The sequence below is a fragment of the Falsiroseomonas sp. HW251 genome (genome assembly GCF_050563545.1).
GTDB lineage: Bacteria > Pseudomonadota > Alphaproteobacteria > Acetobacterales > Acetobacteraceae > Falsiroseomonas.
This window is the reverse complement of sequence record NZ_JBNXUM010000048.1, coordinates 1-24,552: the sequence shown is the minus strand read 5'-3', so window position 1 is coordinate 24,552 and position 24,552 is coordinate 1. Positions and strand designations below refer to the sequence as shown.

The 24,552-nt window shown below is 73.6% G+C and carries 19 protein-coding genes and 2 riboswitches; of the genes, 13 read left to right on the top strand and 6 right to left on the bottom strand.

Features of this window, described 5'->3' with window-relative positions; genetic code table 11:
* The first annotated feature begins 2 nt into the window (after positions 1-2).
* A riboswitch (glycine riboswitch) is annotated at positions 3-114 on the top strand.
* A 2-nt stretch (positions 115-116) separates the two neighbouring features.
* Positions 117-211: riboswitch (glycine riboswitch) on the top strand.
* 76 nt (positions 212-287) lie between these two features.
* Genes gcvT through gcvP form a run of 3 tightly spaced genes read left to right on the top strand, consistent with a single transcriptional unit; the run spans position 288 to position 4,662 of the window.
* On the top strand, positions 288-1,373 hold the full coding sequence (gene gcvT, locus ACLF3M_RS33125; RefSeq protein ID WP_430661291.1) for a glycine cleavage system aminomethyltransferase GcvT: 1,086 nt from the start codon (positions 288-290) through the stop codon (positions 1,371-1,373).
* Between the two features lie 11 nt (positions 1,374-1,384).
* The gene (gene gcvH / locus ACLF3M_RS33120; protein WP_430661290.1) at positions 1,385-1,762 is read left to right on the top strand and encodes a glycine cleavage system protein GcvH; all 378 of its coding nucleotides are present in this window, start codon (positions 1,385-1,387) and stop codon (positions 1,760-1,762) included.
* Positions 1,759-4,662, top strand: a complete 2,904-nt coding sequence (gcvP, locus tag ACLF3M_RS33115) for an aminomethyl-transferring glycine dehydrogenase (protein WP_430661289.1) — start codon at positions 1,759-1,761, stop codon at positions 4,660-4,662. The genes gcvH and gcvP overlap by 4 nt, the downstream gene beginning before the upstream one ends.
* Positions 4,663-4,875: 213 nt before the next feature.
* Here gcvP and ACLF3M_RS33110 read toward each other — a convergent pair whose 3' ends face one another.
* On the bottom strand, positions 4,876-5,889 hold the full coding sequence (locus ACLF3M_RS33110) for an amino acid ABC transporter substrate-binding protein (RefSeq protein WP_430661288.1): 1,014 nt from the start codon (positions 5,887-5,889) through the stop codon (positions 4,876-4,878).
* Between the two features lie 137 nt (positions 5,890-6,026).
* Between ACLF3M_RS33110 and ACLF3M_RS33105 the strand changes: the two genes are divergently transcribed.
* Positions 6,027-6,464, top strand: a complete 438-nt coding sequence (locus ACLF3M_RS33105) for a DoxX family protein (protein WP_430661287.1) — start codon at positions 6,027-6,029, stop codon at positions 6,462-6,464.
* Here ACLF3M_RS33105 and ACLF3M_RS33100 read toward each other — a convergent pair.
* Positions 6,444-7,664, bottom strand: a complete 1,221-nt coding sequence (locus ACLF3M_RS33100) for an MFS transporter (RefSeq protein WP_430661286.1) — start codon at positions 7,662-7,664, stop codon at positions 6,444-6,446. The two genes, ACLF3M_RS33105 and ACLF3M_RS33100, sit on opposite strands and share 21 nt — an antisense overlap.
* Positions 7,661-8,332: a nitroreductase gene (locus ACLF3M_RS33095; protein ID WP_430661285.1), complete on the bottom strand. Its 672-nt coding sequence runs from the start codon at positions 8,330-8,332 to the stop codon at positions 7,661-7,663. The genes ACLF3M_RS33100 and ACLF3M_RS33095 overlap by 4 nt, the downstream gene beginning before the upstream one ends.
* 188 nt (positions 8,333-8,520) lie before the next feature.
* On the opposite strand from ACLF3M_RS33095, the gene ACLF3M_RS33090 reads away from it, so the two are divergent.
* The 4 genes from ACLF3M_RS33090 (at position 8,521) to ACLF3M_RS33075 (ending at position 15,866) form a co-directional block, all read left to right on the top strand.
* The gene (locus ACLF3M_RS33090) at positions 8,521-13,110 is read left to right on the top strand and encodes a filamentous hemagglutinin N-terminal domain-containing protein (protein WP_430661284.1); all 4,590 of its coding nucleotides are present in this window, start codon (positions 8,521-8,523) and stop codon (positions 13,108-13,110) included.
* 39 nt (positions 13,111-13,149) lie between these two features.
* Complete coding sequence (locus ACLF3M_RS33085) at positions 13,150-13,488, top strand: hypothetical protein (RefSeq protein WP_430661283.1); 339 nt, start codon at positions 13,150-13,152, stop codon at positions 13,486-13,488.
* A gap of 231 nt (positions 13,489-13,719) precedes the next feature.
* Positions 13,720-15,096: a hypothetical protein gene (locus tag ACLF3M_RS33080; protein ID WP_430661282.1), complete on the top strand. Its 1,377-nt coding sequence runs from the start codon at positions 13,720-13,722 to the stop codon at positions 15,094-15,096.
* 140 nt (positions 15,097-15,236) lie between these two features.
* Positions 15,237-15,866, top strand: coding sequence for a hypothetical protein (locus tag ACLF3M_RS33075; RefSeq protein WP_430661281.1), 630 nt, complete (start codon positions 15,237-15,239; stop codon positions 15,864-15,866).
* 133 nt (positions 15,867-15,999) lie between these two features.
* Here the strand turns inward: ACLF3M_RS33075 and ACLF3M_RS33070 are convergent, their stop codons facing one another.
* Positions 16,000-16,539 carry a cupin domain-containing protein gene (locus ACLF3M_RS33070; protein ID WP_430661280.1) on the bottom strand — a complete coding sequence of 180 codons (540 nt, stop codon included), beginning with the start codon at positions 16,537-16,539 and terminating at the stop codon, positions 16,000-16,002.
* Positions 16,540-16,617: 78 nt separating this feature from the next.
* Here ACLF3M_RS33070 and ACLF3M_RS33065 point away from each other — a divergent pair, with 78 nt between their 5' ends.
* Both ACLF3M_RS33065 and ACLF3M_RS33060 read left to right on the top strand, forming a co-directional pair.
* A complete protein-coding gene (locus ACLF3M_RS33065) occupies positions 16,618-17,232 on the top strand; it encodes a ribonuclease HII (RefSeq protein ID WP_430661279.1) in 615 nt (204 codons plus the stop codon).
* A gap of 74 nt (positions 17,233-17,306) precedes the next feature.
* Positions 17,307-18,395 (top strand): site-specific DNA-methyltransferase, encoded by a 1,089-nt coding sequence (locus tag ACLF3M_RS33060; RefSeq protein WP_430661278.1) that lies wholly within the window; start codon positions 17,307-17,309, stop codon positions 18,393-18,395.
* Between the two features lie 23 nt (positions 18,396-18,418).
* Here ACLF3M_RS33060 and ACLF3M_RS33055 read toward each other — a convergent pair whose 3' ends face one another.
* Positions 18,419-19,162: a methyltransferase domain-containing protein gene (locus ACLF3M_RS33055; RefSeq protein ID WP_430661277.1), complete on the bottom strand. Its 744-nt coding sequence runs from the start codon at positions 19,160-19,162 to the stop codon at positions 18,419-18,421.
* A gap of 110 nt (positions 19,163-19,272) precedes the next feature.
* Positions 19,273-20,328, bottom strand: a complete 1,056-nt coding sequence (locus tag ACLF3M_RS33050; RefSeq protein WP_430661276.1) for an A/G-specific adenine glycosylase — start codon at positions 20,326-20,328, stop codon at positions 19,273-19,275.
* A 2-nt stretch (positions 20,329-20,330) separates the two neighbouring features.
* On the opposite strand from ACLF3M_RS33050, the gene ACLF3M_RS33045 reads away from it, so the two are divergent.
* From ACLF3M_RS33045 to ACLF3M_RS33035, 3 genes are all read left to right on the top strand, one after another.
* Positions 20,331-20,798, top strand: a complete 468-nt coding sequence (locus ACLF3M_RS33045; RefSeq protein ID WP_430661275.1) for a DUF721 domain-containing protein — start codon at positions 20,331-20,333, stop codon at positions 20,796-20,798.
* A gap of 40 nt (positions 20,799-20,838) precedes the next feature.
* Positions 20,839-21,489 carry a DsbA family protein gene (locus tag ACLF3M_RS33040; protein WP_430661274.1) on the top strand — a complete coding sequence of 217 codons (651 nt, stop codon included), beginning with the start codon at positions 20,839-20,841 and terminating at the stop codon, positions 21,487-21,489.
* Between the two features lie 3 nt (positions 21,490-21,492).
* Positions 21,493-24,552 (top strand): AAA family ATPase (locus ACLF3M_RS33035; RefSeq protein ID WP_430661273.1); only part of this gene is annotated, 3,060 nt, incomplete at its 3' end.

Genomic DNA, 24,552 nt, shown 5'->3' with positions numbered 1-24,552 from the left:
GCAGATCCCGCGCGGGAGAGAGAGGCGGAGTCGTCCCATCGGGCGCGACGAGGCCTCCGCCGAAGGCGCAACCGGCCCCCGGAAACGCTCAGGCAGAAGGGCCGCGCGGGTAGGGACCTCTGGAAAGACGCGCTCCGAACGGGGCGCGGCACCGACGGAGAAAGGCGGCCCCGCAACAGGGCGCCGAATCTCTCAGGTCACGGGACAGAGGGGGGCCACGGACCGTCGCCATTTCCGGCGGCGGCAGCCTTGGAGGCACCGTGGCCGCTGACCCGGGCGATACGCCCATGCTCGAAACGCCGCTTGCGTCGCTGCACCGCGAACTCGGCGGCCGCATGGTGCCCTTCGCGGGCTATGCGATGCCCGTGCAGTACCCCGCCGGGATCATGCAGGAACACCTGCACTGCCGCGCCTCGGCCGCGCTGTTCGACGTGTCCCACATGGGCCAGGCCGAGCTGGTCGGAGAGGGCGCGGCGGCGGCGCTCGAGCAGCTCACGCCCGCCGACGTGCAGGGCCTCAAGCCGCACCGCCAGCGCTACGGCCTGCTGATGACGATGGCGGGCGGCATCTTCGACGACTTCATGGTCGCGAACCTCGGCGACCGGCTGTTCCTGGTGGTGAACGCGTCGCGCAAATCAGAGGATTTCGCGCTGATCGAGACGGCGCTGCCGCCCGGCGTGACGCTGCGCCAGATGCCGGACCGCGCGCTGGTCGCGCTGCAGGGCCCGCAGGCCGTCGCTTCCATCGCGACGCTCGCGCCGGGCATCGCGGCGCTGCCCTTCATGGGCGTCGGCGCCTTCGACATCGCGGGCGTCCCGGCGCTCGTCAGCCGCTCCGGCTACACCGGCGAGGATGGCGTCGAGGTCTCCGTTCCCGCCGACCGGGCCGAGCGCTTCGCCCGCGCGCTGCTCGCGCTGCCGGGCGTCGCGCCCGCCGGCCTCGGCGCGCGGGATTCGCTGCGGCTGGAAGCGGGCCTCTGCCTCTACGGCAACGACATTGATGAGACGACGTCGCCCATCGAGGCCGCGCTGACCTGGACCATCGGCAAGCGCCGCCGCACCGCCTGGGACTTCCGGGGCGCCGACCGCGTGCGAGGCGACCTCGACAACGGCCCGAAGCGGCTTCGCGTCGGCATCCGCCCCGAAGGCCGCCAGCCCGCGCGGGCGCATACAGAGATCCAGGCAGGCGGCGCGGCGGTCGGCGAGATCACCTCCGGCGGCTTCGGCCCTTCCGTCAATGGCCCGGTCGCCATGGGCTATGTCGCGCGCGAGCACGCCGCCGACGGCACCGCGCTCGACCTGATGGTTCGCGGCAAGGCGCTGCCCGGCCGCGTCGCCCCGCTTCCCTTCACCCCCCACCGCTACGCCCGCTGAGGAGCCGACCCATGGCAGAGCTTCGCTACACCAAGGATCACGAGTGGGTCCGGCTCGACGGCACGGTCGCGACCGTGGGGATCACCGACCACGCGCAGGAAGCGCTCGGCGACGTGGTCTTCGTGGACCTGCCCGAGGCCGGCCGCGACGTCGTCCCCGGCGAGCCGATCGCCGTCGTGGAAAGCGTCAAGGCCGCGTCGGACGTCTACGCCCCGCTCGCCGGCCGCGTGCTGGAATCCAACGCCGCGCTGAAGGACGACCCGGCGAAGGTGAACGCGTCCCCCACCGGCGAGGGCTGGTTCTTCAAGCTGGAGGGCGTGGACCCCTCCGCCTTCGCCGACCTGCTGGACGAGCCCGCCTACAAGGCGCTGCTGGAGATGGAGGCATGAGCGCGCTGGCAGACCTCGCCGCGCTCGAGGACCACGGCGAATTCATCCGCCGCCACATCGGCCCGTCGGAATCCGAGATCGCCGCGATGCTGCGCGAGGTCGGCGCGAGCAGCCTCGACGACCTTGCTGCGAAGACAGTCCCTGCGGCGATCCGCGAGACCTTCCGGGCCGCGCTGCCGGAACCCGCGTCGGAAGCGGAAGCCATCGCGGAACTGCGTGCGCTTGCCGCGCGCAACCGCGCGGACATCAAGTCGCTGATCGGGCTGGGCTACCACGGCACGCTGACGCCGCCGGTCATCCTGCGCAACGTGCTGGAGAACCCGGGCTGGTACACCGCCTACACGCCCTACCAGGCCGAGATCGCGCAGGGCCGGCTGGAGGCGCTGCTGAACTTCCAGACCATGGTCACGGACCTGACGGGCCTCGACGTCGCCAACGCGTCGCTGCTGGACGAGGCGACCGCGGCGGCCGAGGCGATGGCGCTGGCCTATGCCGCGACGCGCGGCAAGTCCGACAGGATCGTGGTCGCGTCCGACGCGCTGCCGCAGACCATCGCGGTCCTGCGCACGCGCGCCGAACCCCTCGGCTTCAAGGTCATCGTCACCGCGCCGGCCGACATCATCGCGACGGTCGCCGCCGAAAAGCCTTTCGCGCTCGTCACGCAGTATCCCGGCGCGACCGGCGAGGTCCGCGACCTCCGCCCCGAGATCACCGCCGCGCACGAGGCCGGCGCGCTGGCGATCGTCGCCGCCGACCCGCTCGCGCTGACCTTGCTGACGCCACCCGGCGAGATGGGTGCGGATGTCGTCATCGGCTCCGCCCAGCGCTTCGGCGTGCCGATGGGCTATGGCGGCCCGCATGCAGCCTTCATGGCGGTGAAGGACGCCCACAAGCGCCTGATGCCAGGCCGCCTGGTCGGCGTCTCGGTGGACGCCGCCGGTGCACCCGCGATGCGCCTGGCGCTGCAGACGCGCGAGCAGCACATCAGGCGCGAGAAGGCGACGTCCAACATCTGCACCGCCCAGGTGCTGCTCGCCGTCATGGCCAGCATGTATGCGGTCTGGCACGGTCCCGAGGGCCTGAAGCGCATCGCCGGCCGCGTCGCGCTGCAGGCGCGGCTTCTGGCCGGCGCCGCCAAGGCTGCAGGCTTCGGCGTGAAGCACGACAGCTTCTTCGACACCGTCGCGATCGAGGCCGGCGACAAGGCCGAAGCGCTGATCGCCGGCGCTCTGAAGCACGGCTTCAACCTGGCGCGGCACACCGACGGGCTCGTCGGCATCGCGCTGGACGAGACCGTCACGCGCAAGGACCTGGCGCAGCTTGTCGCCGTCATCGCGGAAGCCGCACGCGCCCCGGCGCAGCCGCTGGATTCCATTGCACCCTTCGGCGACCTCCCCAATGCGCTCGCGCGCCGCTCGCCCTTCTGCACGGCGGCCGTGTTCAACACGCACCACGCCGAGCACGCGATGCTCCGCTACCTCAAGTCGCTCGAGGACAAGGACGTCGCGCTGAACCGCAGCATGATCCCGCTGGGGTCCTGCACGATGAAGCTGAACGCCACGGCGGAGATGATCCCCGTGACCTTCCCGGGCTTCGGCGCCATCCACCCCTTCGCGCCCGTCGACCAGGCCGAGGGCTACATCCAGCTCATCCGCACGCTGGAAACCTGGCTCGCCACCGTCACGGGCTTCGCCGCGGTGTCGCTGCAGCCGAACGCCGGCAGCCAGGGCGAATATGCGGGCCTCCTCGCCATCCGCGCCTGGCACTACGCGCGCGGTGAGGCGCATCGCGACGTCTGCCTGATCCCGTCCTCCGCGCATGGCACCAACCCTGCCAGCGCGGTGATGGCGGGCATGAAGGTCGTCGTCGTGGGCTGCGACCGCGAGGGCAACGTGGACCTCGCCGACCTTCGCGCGAAGGCCGAGCAGCACGCCGAAAAACTTGCCGCGCTGATGGTGACCTACCCCTCGACCCACGGCGTGTTCGAGACGGAGATCCGCGAGATCTGCGCCCTGATCCATGAGAAGGGCGGCCAGGTCTACATGGACGGCGCGAACATGAACGCGCAGGTCGGCCTGACCTCGCCCGCCGCGATCGGCGCCGATGTCTGCCACCTCAACCTGCACAAGACCTTCTGCATCCCGCATGGCGGCGGCGGCCCCGGCGTCGGCCCGATCGGCGTCGCCGCGCACCTGGCGCCGCACCTGCCGAACCACCCGCTGCTGGCCGAGGCCGGCCCCGCCACGGGCTTCGGCCCGGTCAGCGCGGCACCCTTCGGCAGTGCGTCGATCCTGCCGATCTCCTACGCCTATATCCGCATGATGGGCGCCGAGGGACTGACGCGCGCCACGCAGGTCGCGATCCTGAACGCGAACTACGTCGCGCAAAAACTCGCGCCGCACTTCCCCATCCTCTACCGCGGCGTGGGAGGGATGGTGGCGCATGAATGCATCCTCGACTGCCGCGGCTTCCAGCAGAACGGCGGCGCGACGGTGGAGGACATCGCCAAGCGCCTGCAGGATTTCGGCTTCCACGCGCCGACCATGTCCTGGCCGGTCGCGGGCACGCTGATGGTCGAGCCCACGGAATCCGAGACCAAGGGCGAACTCGACCGCTTCATCCAGGCCATGACCGCGATCCGCGAGGAGATCCGCGCCATCGAACAGGGCCGCAGCGACAAGACCGACAACCCCCTGAAGAACGCCCCCCACACCGCCGCCGAAGTCATGGCCGACAGCTGGACCCACGCCTATTCCCGGAGCCAGGCCGCCTTCCCGCTGCCCTGGGTCGCGGCCCACAAATACTGGCCGCCGGTGAAGCGCGTGGACAACGTCCACGGTGACCGCCACCTCGTCTGCACCTGCGCGCCGCTGGAGGCCTACGCCGCGGCTGCGGAGTAGGGACGCGCGCTTTGCCGCGGGGGCTCTGCCCCCGCGCCCCCGCCGGGGAGCCATGGGGCTCCCCGGACCCCGCCGTGAGTTTTTAACGACGAAGGGGGAGGGGGCACTTCGTCCCCCTCCCCCTTCGTCGTTGAACTGATCGCAGGTCCAGGAGGCCGATGCCTCCTGGTGGGGGGTGCAGGGGGGCAAAGCCTCCCTGCAAGACCGCGCGCCCTACCTCAGCGGCAGCGCGTACATCAGGCCGCCGCGGGTCCAGAGGTCGTTCATGCCGCGGGGCAGGCCGATCGGGCTACCGGAGCCGAGGTTGCGTTCGAAGCTCTCGCCGTAGTTCCCGACAGCCTTCAGCACGTTGTAGAGCCAGCGTTCGTCAAGTCCGAGCGCGCGGCCGTAGCCTGGCGACACGCCGAGGGCGCGCTGGATCTGCGGGTTGGGGTCGCGCAGCTTCTCGTCCACGTTGGCCTGGGTCAGGCCGAGTTCCTCGGCTTCGATCATGCCGGCCAGCGTCCATTTCACAATGTCGAACCACTGGTCGTCGCCGTGGCGCACCATGGGGCCGAGCGGTTCCTTGCTGATGCGCTCGGGCAGCAGCACGTGTTCGGCGGGATTCTGCAGCGCGGTCGCGCGGTAGGAGGCGAGCTGGCTGGCGTCCTGCGTCATCGCGTCGCAGCGGCCGGCGGCGTAGGCCGCGACGAACTCGTCGGGGCGTTCGATCAGCACCGGCGTCAGGCGCATGTTGTTGGCGCGGAAGTAGTCCGCGACATTGAGCTCGCTGGTCGTGCCGGGCTGCATGCAGACGGTGGCACCGTCGAGCTGCCGGGCCGAGGTCACGCCGGAGGAGCGCCGGACCAGGAAGCCCTGCCCGTCGTAGAAGTTCACGCCTGCCATGTTGAGGCCGAGCGAGGTGTCGCGCTGCAGCGTCTGGGTCGCGTTGCGCGCGAGAACGTCGATCTCGCCGGACTGCAGCATGGTAAAGCGGTTCTGGGACGAGGTCGGCACGAAACGGACCTTGGTCGCGTCGCCGAACATGGCGGCCGCCAGCGCGCGGCAGAAATCGGCGTCGAGGCCGCGATACTCGCCACGGCTGTCGGGGGCGGAGAAGCCCGCGACACCCTGGTTGACGCCGCAGATGATGGTGCCGCGCGCGCGAATCGCGTCCAGCGTCGCGCCGGCGTGCGCCGTGCCGGCGATGCCCAGTGCCAGGCAGAGCCCGGCCAGCAAGCCTCTCATTGTTCGTCCCCCGTTTGTCACGAAAGGATCAACCAAGCCCATCGCGGCCCCCGCGGCAAGCGCTGCGCCCGCGGATCGTCCGCCAACCCTGCGCGGCGCCCGGCGTTGCGGCCCCTTCACCACGCCGGAGATGCCGCATGCAGACCCCCGCCACGACCTTGGATCCCGCTGGCGATTCCGCGCCCTGGTCCAGCCTCTGGGTGCCGCGTCTGCTCAGCCTGCTCAGGATCGTCGCGGCGTTGATCTTCCTGCTGCATGGCACGCAGAAGATGCTGGGCTTTCCCATGCCGATGGGCGGGGCACTGCCGCAGCTCTTCAGCCTGGCCTGGTGGTCGGGCGCGATCGAGCTCGCCTGCGGCGTGCTGCTGCTGGTCGGGCTGTTCACCCGTGCGGCGGCCTTCGTGGCATCGGGCGAGATGGCCGCCGCCTATTTCCTGGCCCATGCGCCGCGCAACCTGTTCCCGACGCTGAATGGCGGCGACGCGGCGATCCTGTACTGCTTCGTGTTTCTCTACCTCGCCGCCGCAGGGCCCGGGCCGTGGAGCCTCGACGCGCTACGCCGGCGCCAAGCGTGACGCCCCGCCGCGGCTGCGCAGCAGCAATGTCGTCACGATCATCACGTTGACCGCGTTCCACGCCACGCCGTTCGCGAAGGCCGCGAGGTAGCTGCCGGTCAGGTCGAAGATCAGGCCCGACATCCAGCCGCCGGTCGCCATGCCGATCAGCGTGGCGAAGAGCACGATCCCGACGCGCATGCCGACTTCCCGCGCGGGGAAGTTCTCGCGCACGATCACGGCGTAGGACGGCACGATGCCGCCCTGCACCAGGCCGAACAGGGCCGACAACACGTAGAGCGAGGCAAGGCCGTCGAAGAACAGGAAAAGGCTGAGCGACAGCCCCTGCAGCACCGATCCCAGCAGCAGGGTGCGCAAGCCCCCGATCCGGTCCGCGATGAAGCCGGACGAGACCCGGGAGACGATGCCGCAGGCCAGCATGAGCGACAGCATCTCCGCCCCGCGCGCCACGCCGTAGCCGAGGTCGCCGCAATAGGCGACGATATGCACCTGCGGCATTGCCATTGCCATGCAGCAGCCGATGCCGGCCGCGGCCAGCACCGCCGTCAGCGCGTTGCGCGACAGGCCGAGCGGGCGTTCGACGCCGTCGGCCGGCAGTTGCGCCCCGCCGCGCGTGCCCGGCGCGCGGGCGCGCAGCAGCAGCGCGAGCGGCAGCATCGTCACCAGGCAGATCGCGCCGGCGACGACATGGGCGGTGCGCCAGCCATGGTCCGCGATCAGCACGGTCAGCAGCGGCGGCCAGACCACGCCGGCGAGGTAGTTGCCGGCCGCCGCGAGCGCGACCGCAATGCCGCGCCGGCGGCGGAACCACAGCGACGCCTCCGCCATCAGCGGCCCGAAGGTCGCCGACGCCCCGAGACCGATCATCACGCCCTGGATCAGCGCAAAGGCCAGCAGGGTCGGCGCGAAGCCCGCGGCGATGTAGCCGAGGCCGAGCATGGTGGCCGCGCCGAGCACTGGCCGCATCGCGCCGAAGCGGTCCACGAGGCGGCCCATCAGGATCATGCCGGAGCCGAAGCCGAGCATGGTCAGGGTGTAGGGCAGGGACGCGCCGGCGCGCGTGACGCCGAATTCCGCCTGCACATGCGGCAGCGCCACGATCACCGACCAGCTTCCGATCCCGCCGAGGGTCGAAAGCGCGACGATCGCGGCGAGCCTGACCCAGGCCGCGCGGGAGTCCAGCAGGTGATCGTCGGTCATGCGGCCGGGCCGAAATCCACGTAGTTCTCCAGCGGCTCTCGCGCCGTGACCAGGCGGTTGGCAGGCTCGTCCGGGTCCATGTGCCCCAGCGCCATGCCGCAAATCAGGATGCGCTCGTCGGGGATGCCGAGGTGCTCGCGGACGATGTCGTGGTACTCCGCGAGCGCCGCCTGCGGGCAGGTGTGCAGGCCGAAGCCGCGGGCGGCGAGCATCATATTCTGCAGGAACATGCCGCAGTCCAGCCAGGACCCCTGCTCCATGTCGCGGTCCATACTGAACAGCAGCCCGACCGGCGCGCCGAAAAAGTCGAAGTTCCGGCCGTGCTGGCGATGCATCTTGTCGTTGTCGCCCTTCGCGATGCCGACCAGGCCATAGAGGCCCCAGCCCGTCGCGCGGCGGCGTGCGAGGTAGGGCTCGCGCCAGGCGCGCGGGTAGTACTGGTATTCCCGCCCGGCCTTGCGGCCGGAATCATGCGCGGCGTGCAGCGCGGCCGACAGGCGCTGCTTCTCCTCGCCCTTCGTGACGCGCACATGCCAGGGCTGGATGTTCGACCCCGACGGCGCGCGGGATGCCGCGCGCAGGATGGCCTCGATGGTTGCTCGCGGCACGGGGTCGGGCAGGAAGCCGCGGATGGACCGCCTCGTCGCCATCGCGTCGAGCACGTGCATCACGCCGCGATCCCGCCGGTGCGCGCCGCGGCGCGGTCGGTGTTCGATGCCATGCGTCTCCTCCTGGGCCGGCACTAAGGCATGGCGGGCGGGCAGCGCCAAGCCGTTCACCCCTGCGCGTCGCACGAGCAGACATTGATCAACGATTTAAACTGGAGGTTGCGTTCACGGACCGGCAGGATAGGCCCATGGGTTCCCTCCGCCCCATCCTCCTCGCGACCACCGCGCTGCTGCCGGTCGCGGCCTTCGCCCAGGCCCCGAACGCGCAGCCGCAGGGTGGCAGCGTCGTCGCCGGCCAGGCCACGATCTCCCGCGCGGCGACGCGCACCCAGGTCAACCAGGCCTCGGACCGGGCGGTCGTGGAATGGCGCAGCTTCGACATCGGGTCCAACCAGCAGGTGGACATCCGCCAGCCCGGCGCCTCGTCCTTCTCGCTGCAGCGCGTGACGGGGCCCGACCCCTCGCAGATCGCCGGGCGCCTGACCTCCAACGGCGGCGTCGCGCTGGTCAATCCGAACGGCGTCACCTTCCACGCCGGCGCGCAGGTGGACGTGGCGTCGCTGATCGCGACCGCGTCGGACATTACGAACCGCAACTTAATGGACGGGCGGATGGTCTTCGACGGCCAGCCCCGCGCCGGCGCGCGCGTCGAGAACCGCGGCACCATCACCGTCCGCGACCGCGGCATGGCCGCCCTCGTCGGGCCGGTCGCCGCCAATTCGGGCACGATCCGCGCCCGCCTCGGCCGCGTCGCCATCGCGGGCGCCGAGGCCTTCGCCCTCGACCTCGCCGGCGACGGCCTGCTCAGCCTGGATGTCACCCGCCAGGTCACCACCGCGCCCTCCGGCGCCGCCGCGCTGGCCACCAACACCGGCACGATCGAGGCCGAGGGCGGCCAGGTGCTGCTCACCGCGCAGGCCGCTTCCGGCCTGCTTGAGACGCTGGTCGCCGCCGGCGGGACGATCAACGCCGGCAGCATCGTCGCCAATGCGCCCAATGGCGGCGTCGTCGTCCCCGCCGGCGCGACACTGCAGGCCGCGCGCGCCACCATCGGTGCGGCTGCGGCCAGCACGATCGGCGCGCCCGCCGCGCTCTCGGCCCGCACCACCGTCGAGCGCGGCGCGACCATCCGCGCCGAGCAGGCCATCGTGCATTCCGCCGAGCGCACGCGGATGTCCGGCACGATCGAGGCGCCGGGCGGCCGGGTCGAGGTCTCCTCCCGTGGTGAGCTCCGCCTCGACGGCTGGATCCGCGCCGCCGGCGGCAGCGTGCTGCTCGATCCCGTCACCCTCGACATCGTCGCGACGGCGTCCAACGCCAACGAGGTCTCGGCCGACTTCGTCAACACCACCGCGGGCAGCCTGACGCTGCAGGCCGACAGCCGGATCCGCGTGCTCTCCGCCGTCGACCGCGACGCCGGCCCGCTGACCCTGCAGACCACCAACACAACCGCGCAGGCGGGCGACGGCATCGCCATCCAGGCCCCGCTCGCCGTCGCCGGCGACCTAAGGCTCCTCACCGCCGGCGAGATCACGCAGACCGCGGCGCTGAATGTCACGACGCTGCGCGCCGAGGCCGGGCGCGTCCGGCTGGAAGCGGCCTCCAACGTCATCCGCGCCCTCGATGGCGGCAAGGCCGCGACGCGCTTCGATGTGGCCTCGGGCGTCGGCATGACCGTGGACGCCGCCATCACCGCCGACGCCATGCGCCTGACGAGCGCCGGCGCGCTCGAGATCCGCGCCCCGGTTACGGCCACGGGGACGCTGGAACTGGTCGGCCTCGGCGGCGTCACGCAGTCCGCGAGCGGCGCCGCGGTGCGGGGCGGCACGCTGGTCCTCGAATCGCTCTCCGCGCCGATCCTGCTGAACGGCGCGGGCAATGCCGGCGCGCTGGGCGACGTCTCCGCGCCGGCCGGCGTCACGCTGCGCGTCGCCGACGGCCTTGTCGTCAACGGCGTGCTGAACGCGCTCGGCGCCACCGCGACGCTGAAGGCCGATGCCGGCTCGATCACCCAGGGTTCCGACGCGTCGCGCGTGCTCGCCGACAGCCTGGTCGCGCGGGCCCCGCAGGGCAGCGTGATCCTGGACGGCGCCAACAACCTCATCGCCCGCATCGCCGGCCAGGCGCGCGACGACTTCACCGTCGAGGCCGGCGGCCCGCTCACCGTCGCCGGCCGGATCGAGGCCGCGCGCATCGGCCTCTCGGCGACCGGCGATCTCGACCAGGACACCGACGCGCTGCTGGTCACGCCCTCGCTCCGCGCGCGGGCGACCGGGTCGGTGCTGCTGACCGATCCGCTTAACGAGGTGACGGGCCTCGCGACGTCGAGCGCCGGCAACCTGTTCAGCCTGGCGACCATGCCGACGCTGACCATCACCGGGCTCGTCGCCGCGCCGCAGGTGGCGCTGCTGTCGGGCGGCGGCATCGCGCAGACCACCGGCACGGTCGAGGCGAATAACGTCCGTCTCACCGCGCTGACCGGGTCCGTCGCAATGGAGGGGTCCAACCAGGTCTTCGGCCTTGGCGCCTCCTCCGCCGCGACGTCCTTCGCCTTCGCGACCACGACCTCGCTCGAGGTCGGAGGCGCCGTCTCCGCCGGCACGACGCTGTCGCTGCGCGGCGCCTCGATCAATGCCGGCGCCGACCTCGACGCGGCGTCGGTCACGCTGCGCGCCACAGATGGTGGCATCACCCAGGATGGCGGCCGCATCGCCACCGCCGCGCTGCGCGCCGAGGCGACCGAGGGCGTCCGGCTGGAAGCCGCCAAGAACGCGATCGCCGCGGTCTCCGGCGCCGGCGGCCCCGTCTTCCGCATCGCCACCAGCGGCGCTCTGGCCCCCGACGACATCGTCGCCGACGCCGTCGCGCTGACGGGCGGCGCGATGACGCAGCCCGTGAATGGCCTCGGCATCCGCACCGCGACACTCGACCTCGCCTCGACCGGCCGCGTCGACCTCTCCGCCGCAACCAATGCCATCGCCGCGCTGGGCGCGGTCACGGCGCCCGGCGGGCTCGTGCTGCGGACCTCCGGCGCGCTGCAACTCACCGCGCCGATCAGCGTGCCCGATGCCACGCTCACCACCGGCGGCGACCTCATCCAGACGCCGCTCGGCACGCTTGGCGCCGGCACGCTGCGGCTCGACGTCGGGGGCGGCGTGCAGCTGACCGAAGCCGGCAACGCCGTCCCCCGCCTGCTCTCGGCGGATGCCACCGGCGAGCTTCGCCTGACCACATCCGGCGCGCTGTCCCTGGAAGGGGCGATCCGCTCCGGCGACACCATGGCGCTGACCGCCATCGGCGCGCTGACGCAGCCCGGCGGCGTCATCACCGCCCCCGTGCTCTTCGCGCGTTCCGTCGCCGGTGCCGTCACGCTCGACCGGGCGAACCTGGTGGATGCGCTCGGCGGCGGCGCCGCCGGCCGCTTCAGCTTCACCCAGGGCGGGGCCGGCCCGCTGCGCCTGGCCAACCTCATCGCCGCGCCCGAGGTCTCGCTGACCATCCCCGGCGCGCTGTTCGAGGCCGGCGGCAACATCCGCGCGCCGGTGCTCGCGCTCGATGCCGGCGGCGACGTGCAGCTCGAAGGGCCGGGCCATGTCGTCGGCGCCATCGTCGCGCTGCGCGCCAATTCGCTGCGGCTCCTCACCAGCGGCCCGATCGAGATCACGGGCGAGGCGCAGGTCGCCGGCCAGCTCGCCCTGCAGGCCGGCGCCATCGCGATCAACGCGCCGGTCCGCGCCGGCGCCGCGCTGCTCGTCGCCTCGGCCGGCGATGTCGCGCAGGCCGCGGCGATCACCGCCGTCGCGCTGGAGGTCCATGCCAGCGGCAACGTCGCGCTGAACGCCGTCAACGCGATCGGCGCGCTGACCAATGGCAGCGCCGACGCCGGCGCCTTCGCGCTGCTGACCACGACGCCGCTGCGCGTGTCGGGAAACCTCTCGGCCGAGACCGTCACGTTGCGCGCGCTGGGCGAGATGACACTGGACGGCGTGGGATTGCGCGCGGGCAGCGCCGTGCTGCTCGCCGCCCCGGGCGGGATCGCGGCCGGCCGCCAGATGAGCCTCGCGCCGATGGACGACACGCGCCTGCCCGTGCTGATGCTCGACACCCGCCGGGCGAACGGCCTGACCGCGATCCCCGCCTTCGTGCAGCCCGACCTGCCCGGCGCGGCGCCGGCGTCGCAGCCGACGCAGCTCGGCCAGTTCGGCGCGCCCACTTCGGCCGCCGCTGGCACCGCGGCCTTCGACATCGCGGCGGGCGCCTCGCCGGTCTTCATCCTGCTGGACGGCGCGCCGTCCGTCGGCGCGGTGGAGGCCGGGCGGCTCGGCGTGCTGGGGCAGGGGGCCTCGGCCTTCCTGGTCGGCGCCATTGGCGGCGTCGGCGGCGAAGCCGCGGCGGCGCTAATCTTGCTGTCCGGCGGGGGCGACCTCTACCGCTTCAACAACTGCCCGATGGGCGTGGGCGGCTGCGGCGCCGCGCCGCCGGGCGGCGGGGGCACGGCCGGCGGCTCGGGCACCGGCTCGGGCACCGGCGCCGGCGGCGGCTCCGGCGGGAGCGGCGGCTCGGCCAGCATCGCGACGCCGCGGGATGGCAACGCACCCGCCGGCACGGTGCTCTTCCGCCCCGTGCCGGTGCGCGCCGGCCTCTTCTCCCTCGACGGGCAGGGGCGCCCGGGCCTGCCGCAGCCCGAGGACCGACCCGAGGGCTGGTGGCTGGCCCCGCTGCCCTGGCCCTTCGTCCCTCTCTTTGCCTTCGAAGACGAAGAGAACCGCCGCCGCTGACGCGCGTTGATCCCTTTCGCGCAACGAGAGGGGAGAGCCATGCCGGACCGCAAGCAGGACAAGCAGGACGCCGCCGTGGCCGAGACCTTCCCGGCCAGCGACCCGCCCGCCAGCATGGGAACCGAGGGCGGCGCCCGCGCCGTCCCGCCCGAGCACATGATGGACCAGCACCATCCCGCGCCCTTCGACGCCGTCACCCTGCGCCGGCGTTTCCCGAGCCAAGAGGCTGCGAAGCTCGCGCTCGAGGCGATGGTCCGCGACGGCCCGGTGGACCGCCACTGCGCCGAGCTCAGCGCGATCGGCCGCGAGATCGAGCTGCGGCTGAAGGTGCCGGAGGAGGACTGCCACCGCATCCGCGCGCTGCTGGCGCACGCCTGAGGCGGTAGCCGGCCCCTCTTCTCCTCCGCCTTCCTTCTCCTCCCCCGCAAGCGGGGGAGGCCGGGTGGGGGTGCTTCGTCAGCGAGCCATTCTGAAGTCTCCGCACTCTCGCTCCCTCCCCCTGCTTGCGCGGGGCGGAGAAGGTGCCTGAGAACGCATCAGGAACATTTCCCTCGACTCTGATCAGACTTTGTTCCTATTCTCGCGTAGTACGCGAGAGGGAACCCGGCCATGCGCGCCAAGATTTACCCGCTTTTCCTCCTAGCCCTTCTCCTCCCCGCCCCAGCCCTCGCCGACCCCGGCGCCCCCGTCCCCGCCACCCCGCTGGCCATCCTCGGCTTCGTCGCCCTCGTCGCCTGGGGCATCGGCCGCTACGCCGCCGCGCTGCGCGCCGATTTCGTCCGCCTCGCCGCCGAGGCATCCCCGGCCGAGCGCCTCGCCGCCTTCCGCGACAGCCCGGCCGGCCTGCCCGAGGGCTCGGTCCGTGCCGCACTCGCGGTGGCGATCGTCCTGCTCTGCCTGCCCGCCCTCGTGCTGTCCCAGGCGCTCGGCCTCGGCGGCACGGGCGAGCTCGGCACCATCCTCGGCGGCGTCATCGGCTTTTATTTCGGCAGCCGCGGCGCCGCCGAGCCGGTCTCCCGCCGGACCGACCTGCCCCCCATCCAGCCGCCAACGCCGGTCGCCACGGCGCTCTCCGCCGGCGCCGACGCCGCCCGTGCCGCCGTCCCGATGCTGGGCGAGGCTGCCAGCCGAGCCGCTGCGGTCCTCGACGGCGCCGCCCAGGCCGCCCCCGCCATCGAGGCCGCCTTCCGCCATGCCGACGCGCCGAGCCTCGCCGCCGCGCTCGCCGCTGCCAGCCAGGCGGTGGAGGACGCCGGCGAGGAAGCGGGCTTCCCCCCGGCGCTGCACCAGGTGCTGCGCACCGCGCAGGCGGCGACCGAGGCCGCCGCCGCGGTCGAGACCGCGATGGCCGATCCGAAGCCCGAGGGCCTGGCCGAGGCGCTCTCCCCCGTGCTGCGCGCCTTCGGCGCCGTCCCTGGCCTGGCGCTGGGCCCGGCCGCAGTCGCCGGCGGCCTGCTGCTCGGCGCGGTGCAGGCCGCCGCGGTCGGCCGGGCGCATCAGGCGCGCTGGATGGCCCGCGTGCTGGACCGCCCCGTCCCGCCCGAGCTCCTCCCCGCCGGCGCCTGGGATGGCGAGGCCGCGCGGGCGCTTTTGTCCGAAAGCCCGGTAATGGCCGCGGCACTGGCCGACCGCCTGTCGCCGGCCGCGCCGGAGCAGGCGGCCGCAGGCGCGCTGGCCCGGCTGCTCGAGCCCGACGGCGACGCCTGGCTCCAGGCCGAGCATCCCGCGATCGCCCCGGCCGATGCCGAGGCCGCCGTGGCCGCGCTGCGCCGCGTCGTGCTGGACGGGCTGCTCGACGCCGCCGATCACCGCCCCGTCGCAGTGGCCGGCTCCCTGGTCCCGCAGCCCGTGCTGCGCGCCGAGCTCGACCGACTGCGCACGGGGGGCGCGGGCGGCGCCGTCCAGGCCCTCGGCCGCCTGGCCGCGACCTTGTCCGAAGACGCGCCCGCGAAGGTCGAGCGCGCCCTGGCGGAGGCCGCCCGATGAACCGCAAGGCCTGGACTGTGGCAGCCGCGCTGCGGACCGAGGAAAGCCCTCTCCCCACGCAGGGGGGAGAGGGCTGGGTGAGGGGGGCGATGCGCAAAAAGGACCGCCGGCGCCGAACACCACGCTGGCTCCCCTTCGCCATGGCCATCCTCGCCGGCCTGCTCGCGGGTTGTGCCGGCGCGATCCACGCCCTCGACGCTGCCAAGGACCGGGCGGATCGCGGCGACTGGGCGGCGCTGGCCGCCGAGCCCGTGCCCGCCTGCGACGGGCGCGACCCCATCTGCGCCCAGCGCCAGGCGCTGCGCGCCCGTGCCTGCGCCTTGCAGGCCGGCGCCGCGAATTTGTCCGAAGCCGCGCGCCGGCCCTTCCTCGATTGCGCGGTCGAGTCCGGCCGCGCCGCCATTGCCGCGTCCGAAGCGCCTCCGCGCCCCTGGCGCGAAGCCTATGCCCTGGCTCTCTTCACCCGCCGCCAGGCCCGACCGGGCGCCGAGGCCTGCCGGGACAACGCGCCCCTTTTGTCCGAAGCCGACGGGCTTCGCGCGTCGGGCACGGACCGGCTGCCTCGTTTCCTGGCGGCGAGCGCGCGGCTGGCCGCCGTCACGCGCTGCGGCGCGACGCCGGCCTGCCCCTATTTGTCCGAGGCGGGCGCGCTGCTGAACGACCCACCTTCCGGCGCCGCCGTCCAATGGCAGGCGCTGGCCGCGGGGATCGCCGCGACCGCGCGGCGCCTGTCATGCGGTCCGGGACCGGTCGAAAATGCCGGCGGCTGAGGATCCGCAGCGGATTTTTCGTCCATGCAAGGCGCCGGGCGCAGCAGATGCCGGTTGCCCCGGCGAGTCTGGCAACCCGGCAGGGGCGGAAAAGCCGCGCGGAGCCGACCCGTCCGGTGTTCTCGACCGGTCCCTACGAGTAGCCCTTGGCCTCCGGCAGGCTCTCATCCTGCCGGGCGGCTTGCTGCGCCCCTTCGTCCACCTTCCGCATGCCGCCCTGCTTCGGCGCGCCCTGGTTTGGCACGCGGGGATCGGCGCCCCGGCGCTGCCCGCCCTTCGCCCCGGCCTCGGCCATCATCTCCTCCCCGGCCGGCTCGAAATCGTAGCTGCCGTCGCGCGATTGCCAGGACTGCACGGTCAGGACCTTCGCCCCGCTGCGGCTCTCATGCGGGCCGTGCACCTGGCCCGCGGCATGGGTCAGGAAGGCGCCGGGCCCGAGCGACCGCCCGGCCTCCACCAGGTCGCCTTCCAGGACGTAGTGCATCTCCGCCCCCGCGCGGTGGCTGTGCGCCGGGATCCGCCCGCCCGGCGGCAGGTGGATGATGGAGGTGACCACGCCGGACGCCGTGTCCTCGTTCAGCAGCTGGATCCGGAACTCGCCCGTCGCGCCGGGGATGGCGAAGGGCACGGCCGGCACCTCCTCGGCGGCGAGCGCCAGTTTCTTCCCGTCCATCGCCGTCTTCCTCCGCTGGGTCGGCGGGCAACGCGTCGGCGGCGAGACAGGTTGCCCCGCGCGGGCTATCCCAAGTCGATGCCGCATTTCCGCTACGAGTCGGAGCATGGCGGCCGCGTCGCCGGCCTGGACGAGGCCGGGCGCGGGCCGCTCGCCGGGCCGGTCATGGCCGCGGCGGTGGTCTTCGTCGCCAGGCCGCCGCGCGCGCTCGCCAGGCTGCTCGACGATTCCAAGAAGCTGAGCCCGGCGAAGCGCGACGCAGCCTTCGACGCAATCCTGGCGGCGCGTCGCGAGGGCCGGCTGGAATTCGGCGTCGCCGCGGCGTCGGCGACCGAGATCGGACGCATCAACATTCTCCGTGCGAGCCAATTGGCGATGGCCCGCGCGCTGGCGCGGCTGGGGCCGGTCGAGCTTGCCCTGGTGGACGGCAACCAGGCGCCGGCGCTGCCCTGCCCGGTGCGCTGCGTGGTCGGCGGCGACGCGGAATGTTTCTCGATCGCCGCGGCGTCCATCCTGGCGAAGGTGACGCGGGACCGCGCGATGGCCAGGCTCGACGCGCGCTGGCCGGGCTATGGCTTCGCAAGCCACCAGGGCTACGCGACCGCGATGCACCGGGAGGCATTGGCGAAGCTTGGCCCGACGCCCCATCACCGGCGCGGCTTCGCGCCGGTGGATCAGCTCTGTCTTCTTTGAACGGGGTTTGTTGACGGCGCGAGTCCCGCCACCGCATGGTGCTCGGCCGAGTCGCAGGGGGTGCGGGCGCAACGATGGGTACGGGTCTCGACCTGACGCTCGACCAGGTGCTGGTCGGCGACTGCATCGAGACCTTGCGCTCGCTGCCGCCGGCCTCGGTCCACGCGGTCTTCGCCGACCCGCCCTACAATCTGCAACTGAAGGGGGAGCTGCGGCGGCCTGACAGCTCCGTCGTGGACGCGGTGGACGACGAATGGGACCGCTTCGACGACTTCGCGGCCTATGACGCCTTCACCCGGGAATGGCTCGGCGAGTGCCGCCGCATCCTGCGCAAGGACGGCACGATCTGGGTGATCGGCAGCTACCACAACGTCTTCCGTCTCGGCGCGGCGTTGCAGGACCTCGGCTTCTGGATTCTGAACGACGTGATCTGGCGCAAGGCCAACCCGATGCCGAACTTCCGGGGGCGCCGCTTCACCAACGCGCATGAGACGCTGATCTGGGCCGCGCGCGGGCCGGAGAGCCGCTACCGCTTCAACTACCAGGCCATGAAGGCGCTGAACGACGAGCTGCAGATGCGCAGCGACTGGTTCATCCCGCTCTGCACGGGCCACGAACGCCTGCGGGCCGCAGACGGGTCGAAGCTCCATCCCACGCAGAAGCCCGAGGCGCTGCTGCACCGCGTGCTGCTGTCCTGCACGCAGCCCGGCGAGGTTGTGCTCGATCCCTTCCTGGGCTCCGGCACCACCGCCGCGGTCGCCCGCCGCCTCGGCCGCCGCTTCATCGGCATCGAGCGCGAGGAGGCCTACGCCGCCGCCGCGCGCGAGCGCATCGCGGCCGTCGAGCCGATCGCGGAATCGGCCGCGCTCGCGCTGCCCTCGAAGCGCGAGCAGCCCCGCATCGCCTTCGGCGTCCTGGTCGAGCGCGGCCTGGTGCCGGCCGGCGCCGTGCTGACCGACCGACATCGCCGCTGGAAGGCCGTGGTGGGCGCCGACGGCACGCTGCGCTGCGGTGCGGCCGCGGGCTCGATCCACAAGGTCGGCGCGGAACTGCAGGCCGCGCCCTCCTGCAACGGCTGGACCTTCTGGTTCCTCGAGACCCGCGATGGCAAGCTGCGGCTGCTCGACGAGCTGCGGGACGAGGCGGTGGCGCAAGGGGCGTAATTCTGACGGCTGGCGCGCCGGCCTCAGGCGAGCGACGGCAGCAGCGCCTTGCGGCCGATCAGCAACTGGTTCCACTCGTCGCGGATGCCGAGGTCCGGGTCCTCGAAGGTCTGCATCGCGAACTGCATACCCGACGCCTCGCCGAGGATGGCGGCAATGTCGTAGCCCCAGTCGATCGTCACCAACGCGCCGCCGCTGCTGACGGGATTGCCATGGTACTGCGCCGGCAGCAGGTGCTGGACCGCGCCGCCTGCCAGCCGCGCCCGGCGCTGGGACGGCGCGAATTTCCGCACCACGGGCACCGTCAGCACCGTCCCACCGCCCGGGAGCAGCGTGCGCGCGGTCTCCGCGATGGCGGCGCGCGGGTCGAAGATGTGCTCGAACACATCCTGCGTGACGACGAGGTCGAAGCTGCCGTCCGCGCAGCCCTGGCGCTCGAGGTTCTCCACGCGGTAGCGCTTGCAGGGCAGCGGCGCGTCCTCGACGATCGAGCCCATCGTCATGTCGTCGCGGAACTGCGTCGCGGTATAGCGCGCGCATTCACGGACCAGGCGCTGGCTCACGGGATCCCAGCCCGGCGAGCCTTCGTCGATCGCCAGCTCGCGCCAGCGCGGGAAGGCGCCGTTCAGCGCCAGCCAGAGCGCGCGGTTGCGCGACTGCGACTTGCAGGACGGGCATTGCAGGTCGCGCCAGTGCCGCCCTTTCCGGAAGGCGACGTCCTTGTCGCAGATCGGGCAATGGCCGGGATGCTCGCCCTGCTCTTCCATCGGCTGGCAGCCTTCCCTGTCGCTTGGCGCGGCGCGCGACGCCATGAGCGCCGCCGCCAATACCCTTCATTGGGGCATACCCTGTCGGAAACGCCACCCAAGGTCGTAAGTCACGACGGCGTCGGACGCCCCTCCAGCAGCGCCGCCAGCCGCTTCATCGCGGTCGGCATCGCGGCACGCGCGGCGTCGGGCTCCATCCAGGCATAGCCCTCCGGCGCCGCGCCGGCATGTGTCGCCCGCAGCAGCGTCATGCGGAGTTCGAAATGGGTGAAGCTGTGCTCCGCCTCACCCGGGACGGTGCTCCAGCGGAGGCCCTCGATCGGCGCATGGGCCAGCGCGTCCTGGCGCGTCCAGCCTTCCTCGCGCCATGGCGTGCCCGGGATCTCTAGCATGCCGCCGAGCAGGCCGGTCTCGGGCCGGCGCCGCACCAGCCAGCGGCCCCGCGCGTCCTCGACGAGGAAATGCACGCCGTGGCGCGTCGGCCTCTCCTTTTTCGGCGCCTTGCGGGGAAGTGTCTCCTGGATGCCCTGGCGCCGCGCCTCGCAGGGCTCGCGCCAGGGGCAGAGCGTGCAGGCCGGGCGGCGCGGCGTGCAGATCGTGGCGCCGAGGTCGAACAGCGCCTGCGCGAAGTCGCCGGGCCTGGCGCGGGCGGCGTCCTGCTCCATCCAGCGCTGCGCCAGCGCGTCGAGCGTCCTCTTCGCGCCCGGCAGCGGCGCGGCCTCGGCATGGATGCGGGCGGCGACCCGTTCCACGTTGCCGTCGGTCGGCACGACCGGTACGTCGAAGGCGATCGCGGCGATGGCGGCCGCGGTATAGGCGCCGATCCCCGGGATCGCGCGCAGCGCTTCCACCGTGCCGGGGAAGGCGTTGCGCGCGGCCAGCGCCTTGGCGCCCGCATGAAGGTTGCGCGCGCGGGCGTAGTAGCCGAGGCCCGCCCATTCCTCGGCCACCTCCTCCCACTCCGCCCGCGCCAGCGCGTGGACGTCGGGGAAGCGCGCGAGGAACCGCGCATAGCGCGGCCCCACCGTCGCAACGGTCGTCTGCTGGAGCATGACCTCCGACAGCCAGACGCGGTATGGATCCGGCCGGCCGCCCACCCCCCGCCAGGGCAGGGTGCGCTTGTGCCGGTCGTACCAGGCGAGCAGGTCTTGGGATGAGGGAGCCACGCGTGAGCAAGGATGGGGACAGCCGCCGATTCCCGGGAGCCCCCCTGCCGCTCTCCTCGCTCGTACCGGGCATCACCCGCCCCGCCTTCCGCAAGCGCAGCCCCGCCGGCGCGCAGCTTCTGGCCGACTGGGGCACCATCGTCGGCCCGGCGCTGGCCGCCGTGACATCCCCGCTGCGGCTGTCGGCCGGCACGCTGACGCTCGCCTGCGCCGGCCCGGTCGCGATGGAGCTCCAGCACCTCGCGCCCGAGCTGGTCGCCCGCATCAACGCCCAGCTCGGCAAGGTCGCGGTGGAGCGGCTGCGCTTCGTGCAGCAGGCGCCCGCCGGCCCTGCCGCCCCGCGCGCCCGGGCCGCCCCGCCGCCGGAACCGGTCCCGGAGACCGTTACAAGCCGACTCGCCGACCTGCCGGAGGGCGAGCTTCGTCAAGCTCTGGAAAAGCTCGCCTCCCGCGTCTATCGGGGTCGTTGAGGGACCGCCCCCGAGTCCCCGAGAGCCGGAGAGCCCCCGGATGACCGACCGTCGTTCCTTCCTCCTTGCCGCCTCCGCCTTGGCCCTGCCCGGCGTGGCCTGGGCGCAGCAGGCGCAGGACGCGCCGCCCGCCGACCAGGCCACCCCGCCCGCCGAGCCGGCGGCGGACCCGCGGCTCGCCGAGCGCATCGTCGGCAACCCCGAGGTGCCGCGCGCGGTCATCGAATATTTCTCCCTGACCTGCCCGCATTGCGCTGCCTTCCACAAGGACACCTGGCCGCAGGTCAAGCGCCAGCTCGTGGACACCGGCCGCATCCGCATGATCCTGCGCGACTTCCCGCTGGACCAGGTCGCCCTCCTCGCCGCCATGGTCGCGCGGAGCCTGCCCGCCGCGCAGTACGACGCCTTCGTCTCCACGCTGTTCGCGACGCAGGACCGCTGGGCCTTCGCCCGTGGCGTGGATCCCCGCGCCGAGCTCTGGAAGCTCGCCTCGGTCGCCGGGATGTCGCGGGAGACCTACGACACGGCCATCGCCGACCAGGCGCTGGCGCGCGGCATCCTGGAAACGCGGGTGAAGGCGCAGCAGGAGTACAACGTGAACTCCACGCCCACCTTCGTCTTCGGCACGCGCGTGGTCCCCGGCGGCATGGCGTATGACCGCTTCGCCCAGATCGTCGGCGAGATGCGCTGACGCATGGATGCGCTGCCCCCCGCGCCTCCCGCCGAGGAGAACCCGCCGCCGGAAGAGCCCGGCCGGACGGAGGCGCAGATCGAGGCCGCGCGCACCGCCAGGCTCACGCGGCTGCGCCTCGCCGGCTTCAAGTCCTTCGCCGAGCCGACCGTTGTCGAGGTCATGGCGGGCCTGACCGGCATCGTCGGACCCAATGGCTGCGGCAAGTCCAACATCGTGGAGGGCCTGCGCTGGGCGATGGGCGAGACCAACGCCCGGACCATGCGCGGCGGCGAGATGGAGGACGTGATCTTCGCGGGCACCGCCTCCCGCGCGTCGCGCAACTTCGCCGAGGTGGTGCTGACGCTGGAGGAGGCCGCCGGCCTCGCCCCGCCGCCGAACCAGGACGCCGCGGAGCTCGAGATCGCGCGCAGGATCGAGCGCGGCGCGGGCAGTTCGTTCCGCGTCAACGGCAAGGAACTGCGCGCGCGCGACGTGCAGACCATGTTCGCCGATATCGGCTCCGGTGCGCGATCCTCGGCGATGGTCAGCCAGGGCCGCGTCGCCGCGCTGATCCAGGCCAAGCCGGAGGACCGGCGCGCGGTGCTGGAGGAAGCGGCGGGGATCGCCGGCCTGCGCGCACGCCGCCACGAGGCCGAGCTCAAGTTGCGACAGGCCGAGACGAACCTCTCGCGCGCCGAGGACCTGCTCAACGAGATGGACGGCGCGCGGCAGGGGCTGCAGCGCCAGGCGCGCCAGGCCGCGCGCTACCGCAACCTCTCGGGCCTGGTGCGCGGGGCGGAGATCGAGTGGCTAGCCATCCTGCGCGCCCGCGCCGTCACCGCGCTGGCCGAGGCCCGCATGGCCTTCGACAAGGCCCGCGCCGCGACCGGCGATGCCGAGTTCGAGGCCGAAGGGGCGGCGCGCCGCGCCTTCGCCGCCGAGCAGGCCCTGCCCGCGCCGAAGGAGGCCGAGGCGGTCGCGCGCACCGCGCTGGAACGCCGCCGCGTCGAGGCCGAGACGCTCGACGCCGAGGAGCATGACGCGCGCGAAGCGCTGGCCGCCGCCACCGGCCGCCGCGACGCGCTGGCGCGCGACGCCGACCACGCCGCGCGGCTGCAGGCCGACGCCGCCGCCGCGGTGGCGCGGCTGGAGACGGAAGCTGCCGAGCTCGAAACCGCCGCGGCGTCGCTTCCCGCGCGCGCCGAGGCCGCGGAATCCGCGGAGATCGAGGCCGCCGACGCGGTGCGCGAGGCCGCGATGGCCGCCGATCGCGCGACGGAACTCGCGGCCGAAGCCGCCGCCCAGGCCGCCGCCCTCGCCAATGCCGAGACCGAGGCGTCGAACCGCGCGCGGCGGCTCGCCGAGCAGGGCTCGCGCCTGGCGGCCGAGGCCGCGAGCGCCGAGGCCGCGCGTGTCCCGCAGGAGGCGCTGGACGCAGCCGCCGCTGGCGTGACCGAGGCCGAGGCCGCGATCGCCGCCGCCGAAGCCGCGCTCGCGGGCGCCGTGGCCGTGGGTGCCGCCGCGCAGGCGCGCCAGGAGGCCGCCCCCGGGGCCGCGCCCGAGGGCGCGGAAGCCGAGACGCGCGCCCGCGCCGCACTGGACGCCGCCGAAGTCGCGGCCCGCCGTCTGGCGCAGCAGCACCAGCGCGTCGCCGCCGAGCGCGACGCCGCGCGCGCGGCACTGGTCCCCGATGCCGAGCGCGAGGCCACGCAGGCCGAACTCGCCGCTGCCGACAACGCGCTCGCCGCGGCCCGCCCCGCGCTGGACGCGGCGGAACATGCGCGTGCCGAGGCGGCCGCGCGGCACGAGGAAGCTCGCACCGCCGCCGCCGGCGCCGAGGCCGCTGGCACCCGTGCCCGCGCCGCGCTGGAAGCCGCGCAGACCGCCGCGCGGCGCCTGGCCGAGCAGCACCAGCGCATGATCGCCGAGCGCGACGCCGCGCTGGCCTCCCACGTGCCGGAGGATGAGACCGCCGCCGCCCTTGCGGAGGCCGAGATGGCCGAAGCGGCGCTGCGCGAGAGCGGCGCGGCGCTGGCCGGCGCCGAAGCCGCGCGCCATGCCGCCGCGCAGCGCCACGAAGCCGCGCGCACCGCCGCGACGGAAGCCGAAGGCGCGCGCGCCCGCGCGCAGGCCGAGGTCGCGGCGCTGTCGGACCTCGTGCAGGCCGCGCATGGCGCCGTCACGCCGGTGCTCGACCAGATCGGCGTTCCGCCGGGCCTGGAGGCCGCGCTCGGCGTGGCGATCGGCGAGGCGCTGGATTCCGCGCTGGACGAGGCGGCGCCGCGCCATTGGCGCATGCTGCCGCCGATCGAGCCGCCGGCGCTGCCGGGTGGCGCGACGCCGCTGTCGCGCCTGGTGGAGGCGCCGGCGGCACTCGCCCGCGCGCTGTCGCTGATCGGGCTGCTGCCGCGCGGGATGGACGGCGCGGACCTGCAGGCGTTGCTGCTGCCGGGCCAAGCGCTGGTGACGCAGGATGGCGCGCTGTGGCGTTGGGACGGGCATTGCGCCCGCGCCGGCGCGCCGAGCGCGGGGGCGGTCCGCCTCGCCCAGCGCAACAAGCTGCGCGCCGCGCAGATCCTGCTCGACCAGGCCGAGGCCGCGCTGGCCGCTGCACTGAATGCGCGTGCAGAGGCCGCGGAACAGGAAGGCTTCGCCCGCGCCGAGGAAGCGCGTTGCCGCGACGCGCGGAGCGCGGCCGAGCGCCGGGCAACGGCCGCCGTCGCCGCCGCCGAGCGTGTCGCCGCGCGCGCAGCGGAAGCCGAAGCGAAGCTTGCGGCGCTGACGCCCGACCTCGCGCGGCTCGAGGCCGAGATCGCCGAGGCCACTGCCGCGCTGGAGGCCGCGCGCGATGCGCTCGCCGCCGTGCCCGATGCTGCCGAGGCGCTCGCCGCCAGCGGCGCGGCCGCGCAGGCCGAGCAGGAAGCGCGGGCGGAGGAAGCGCGGCTGCGCAACACGCGCGCGGAAGCCGAGCGCCGCGCGGCGGCCGCGCATGCCGCGTCGGAGCGGCTTGCCGCGCGCGCCGCGCAGGCCGAGCAGCGCCTCGCTGCGGTAGAGCCAGAGGCCGCGCGGCTGGAAGCGGAA

Bases quoted from the DNA above. Each gene is read 5' to 3' on its own strand.
- ACLF3M_RS33070 (WP_430661280.1), bottom strand. From the start codon at position 16,539: ATGGACGGGAAGAAACTGGCGCTCGCCGCCGAGGAGGTGCCGGCCGTG.
- gcvP (WP_430661289.1), top strand. From the start codon at position 1,759: ATGAGCGCGCTGGCAGACCTCGCCGCGCTCGAGGACCACGGCGAATTC.
- gcvT (WP_430661291.1), top strand. From the start codon at position 288: ATGCTCGAAACGCCGCTTGCGTCGCTGCACCGCGAACTCGGCGGCCGC.
- ACLF3M_RS33080 (WP_430661282.1), top strand. From the start codon at position 13,720: ATGCGCGCCAAGATTTACCCGCTTTTCCTCCTAGCCCTTCTCCTCCCC.
- ACLF3M_RS33085 (WP_430661283.1), top strand. From the start codon at position 13,150: ATGCCGGACCGCAAGCAGGACAAGCAGGACGCCGCCGTGGCCGAGACC.
- ACLF3M_RS33110 (WP_430661288.1), bottom strand. From the start codon at position 5,889: ATGAGAGGCTTGCTGGCCGGGCTCTGCCTGGCACTGGGCATCGCCGGC.
- ACLF3M_RS33090 (WP_430661284.1), top strand. From the start codon at position 8,521: ATGGGTTCCCTCCGCCCCATCCTCCTCGCGACCACCGCGCTGCTGCCG.
- ACLF3M_RS33065 (WP_430661279.1), top strand. From the start codon at position 16,618: ATGCCGCATTTCCGCTACGAGTCGGAGCATGGCGGCCGCGTCGCCGGC.
- ACLF3M_RS33060 (WP_430661278.1), top strand. From the start codon at position 17,307: ATGGGTACGGGTCTCGACCTGACGCTCGACCAGGTGCTGGTCGGCGAC.
- gcvH (WP_430661290.1), top strand. From the start codon at position 1,385: ATGGCAGAGCTTCGCTACACCAAGGATCACGAGTGGGTCCGGCTCGAC.
- ACLF3M_RS33040 (WP_430661274.1), top strand. From the start codon at position 20,839: ATGACCGACCGTCGTTCCTTCCTCCTTGCCGCCTCCGCCTTGGCCCTG.
- ACLF3M_RS33105 (WP_430661287.1), top strand. From the start codon at position 6,027: ATGCAGACCCCCGCCACGACCTTGGATCCCGCTGGCGATTCCGCGCCC.
- ACLF3M_RS33075 (WP_430661281.1), top strand. From the start codon at position 15,237: ATGGCCATCCTCGCCGGCCTGCTCGCGGGTTGTGCCGGCGCGATCCAC.
- ACLF3M_RS33095 (WP_430661285.1), bottom strand. From the start codon at position 8,332: ATGCACGTGCTCGACGCGATGGCGACGAGGCGGTCCATCCGCGGCTTC.
- ACLF3M_RS33100 (WP_430661286.1), bottom strand. From the start codon at position 7,664: ATGACCGACGATCACCTGCTGGACTCCCGCGCGGCCTGGGTCAGGCTC.
- ACLF3M_RS33055 (WP_430661277.1), bottom strand. From the start codon at position 19,162: ATGGAAGAGCAGGGCGAGCATCCCGGCCATTGCCCGATCTGCGACAAG.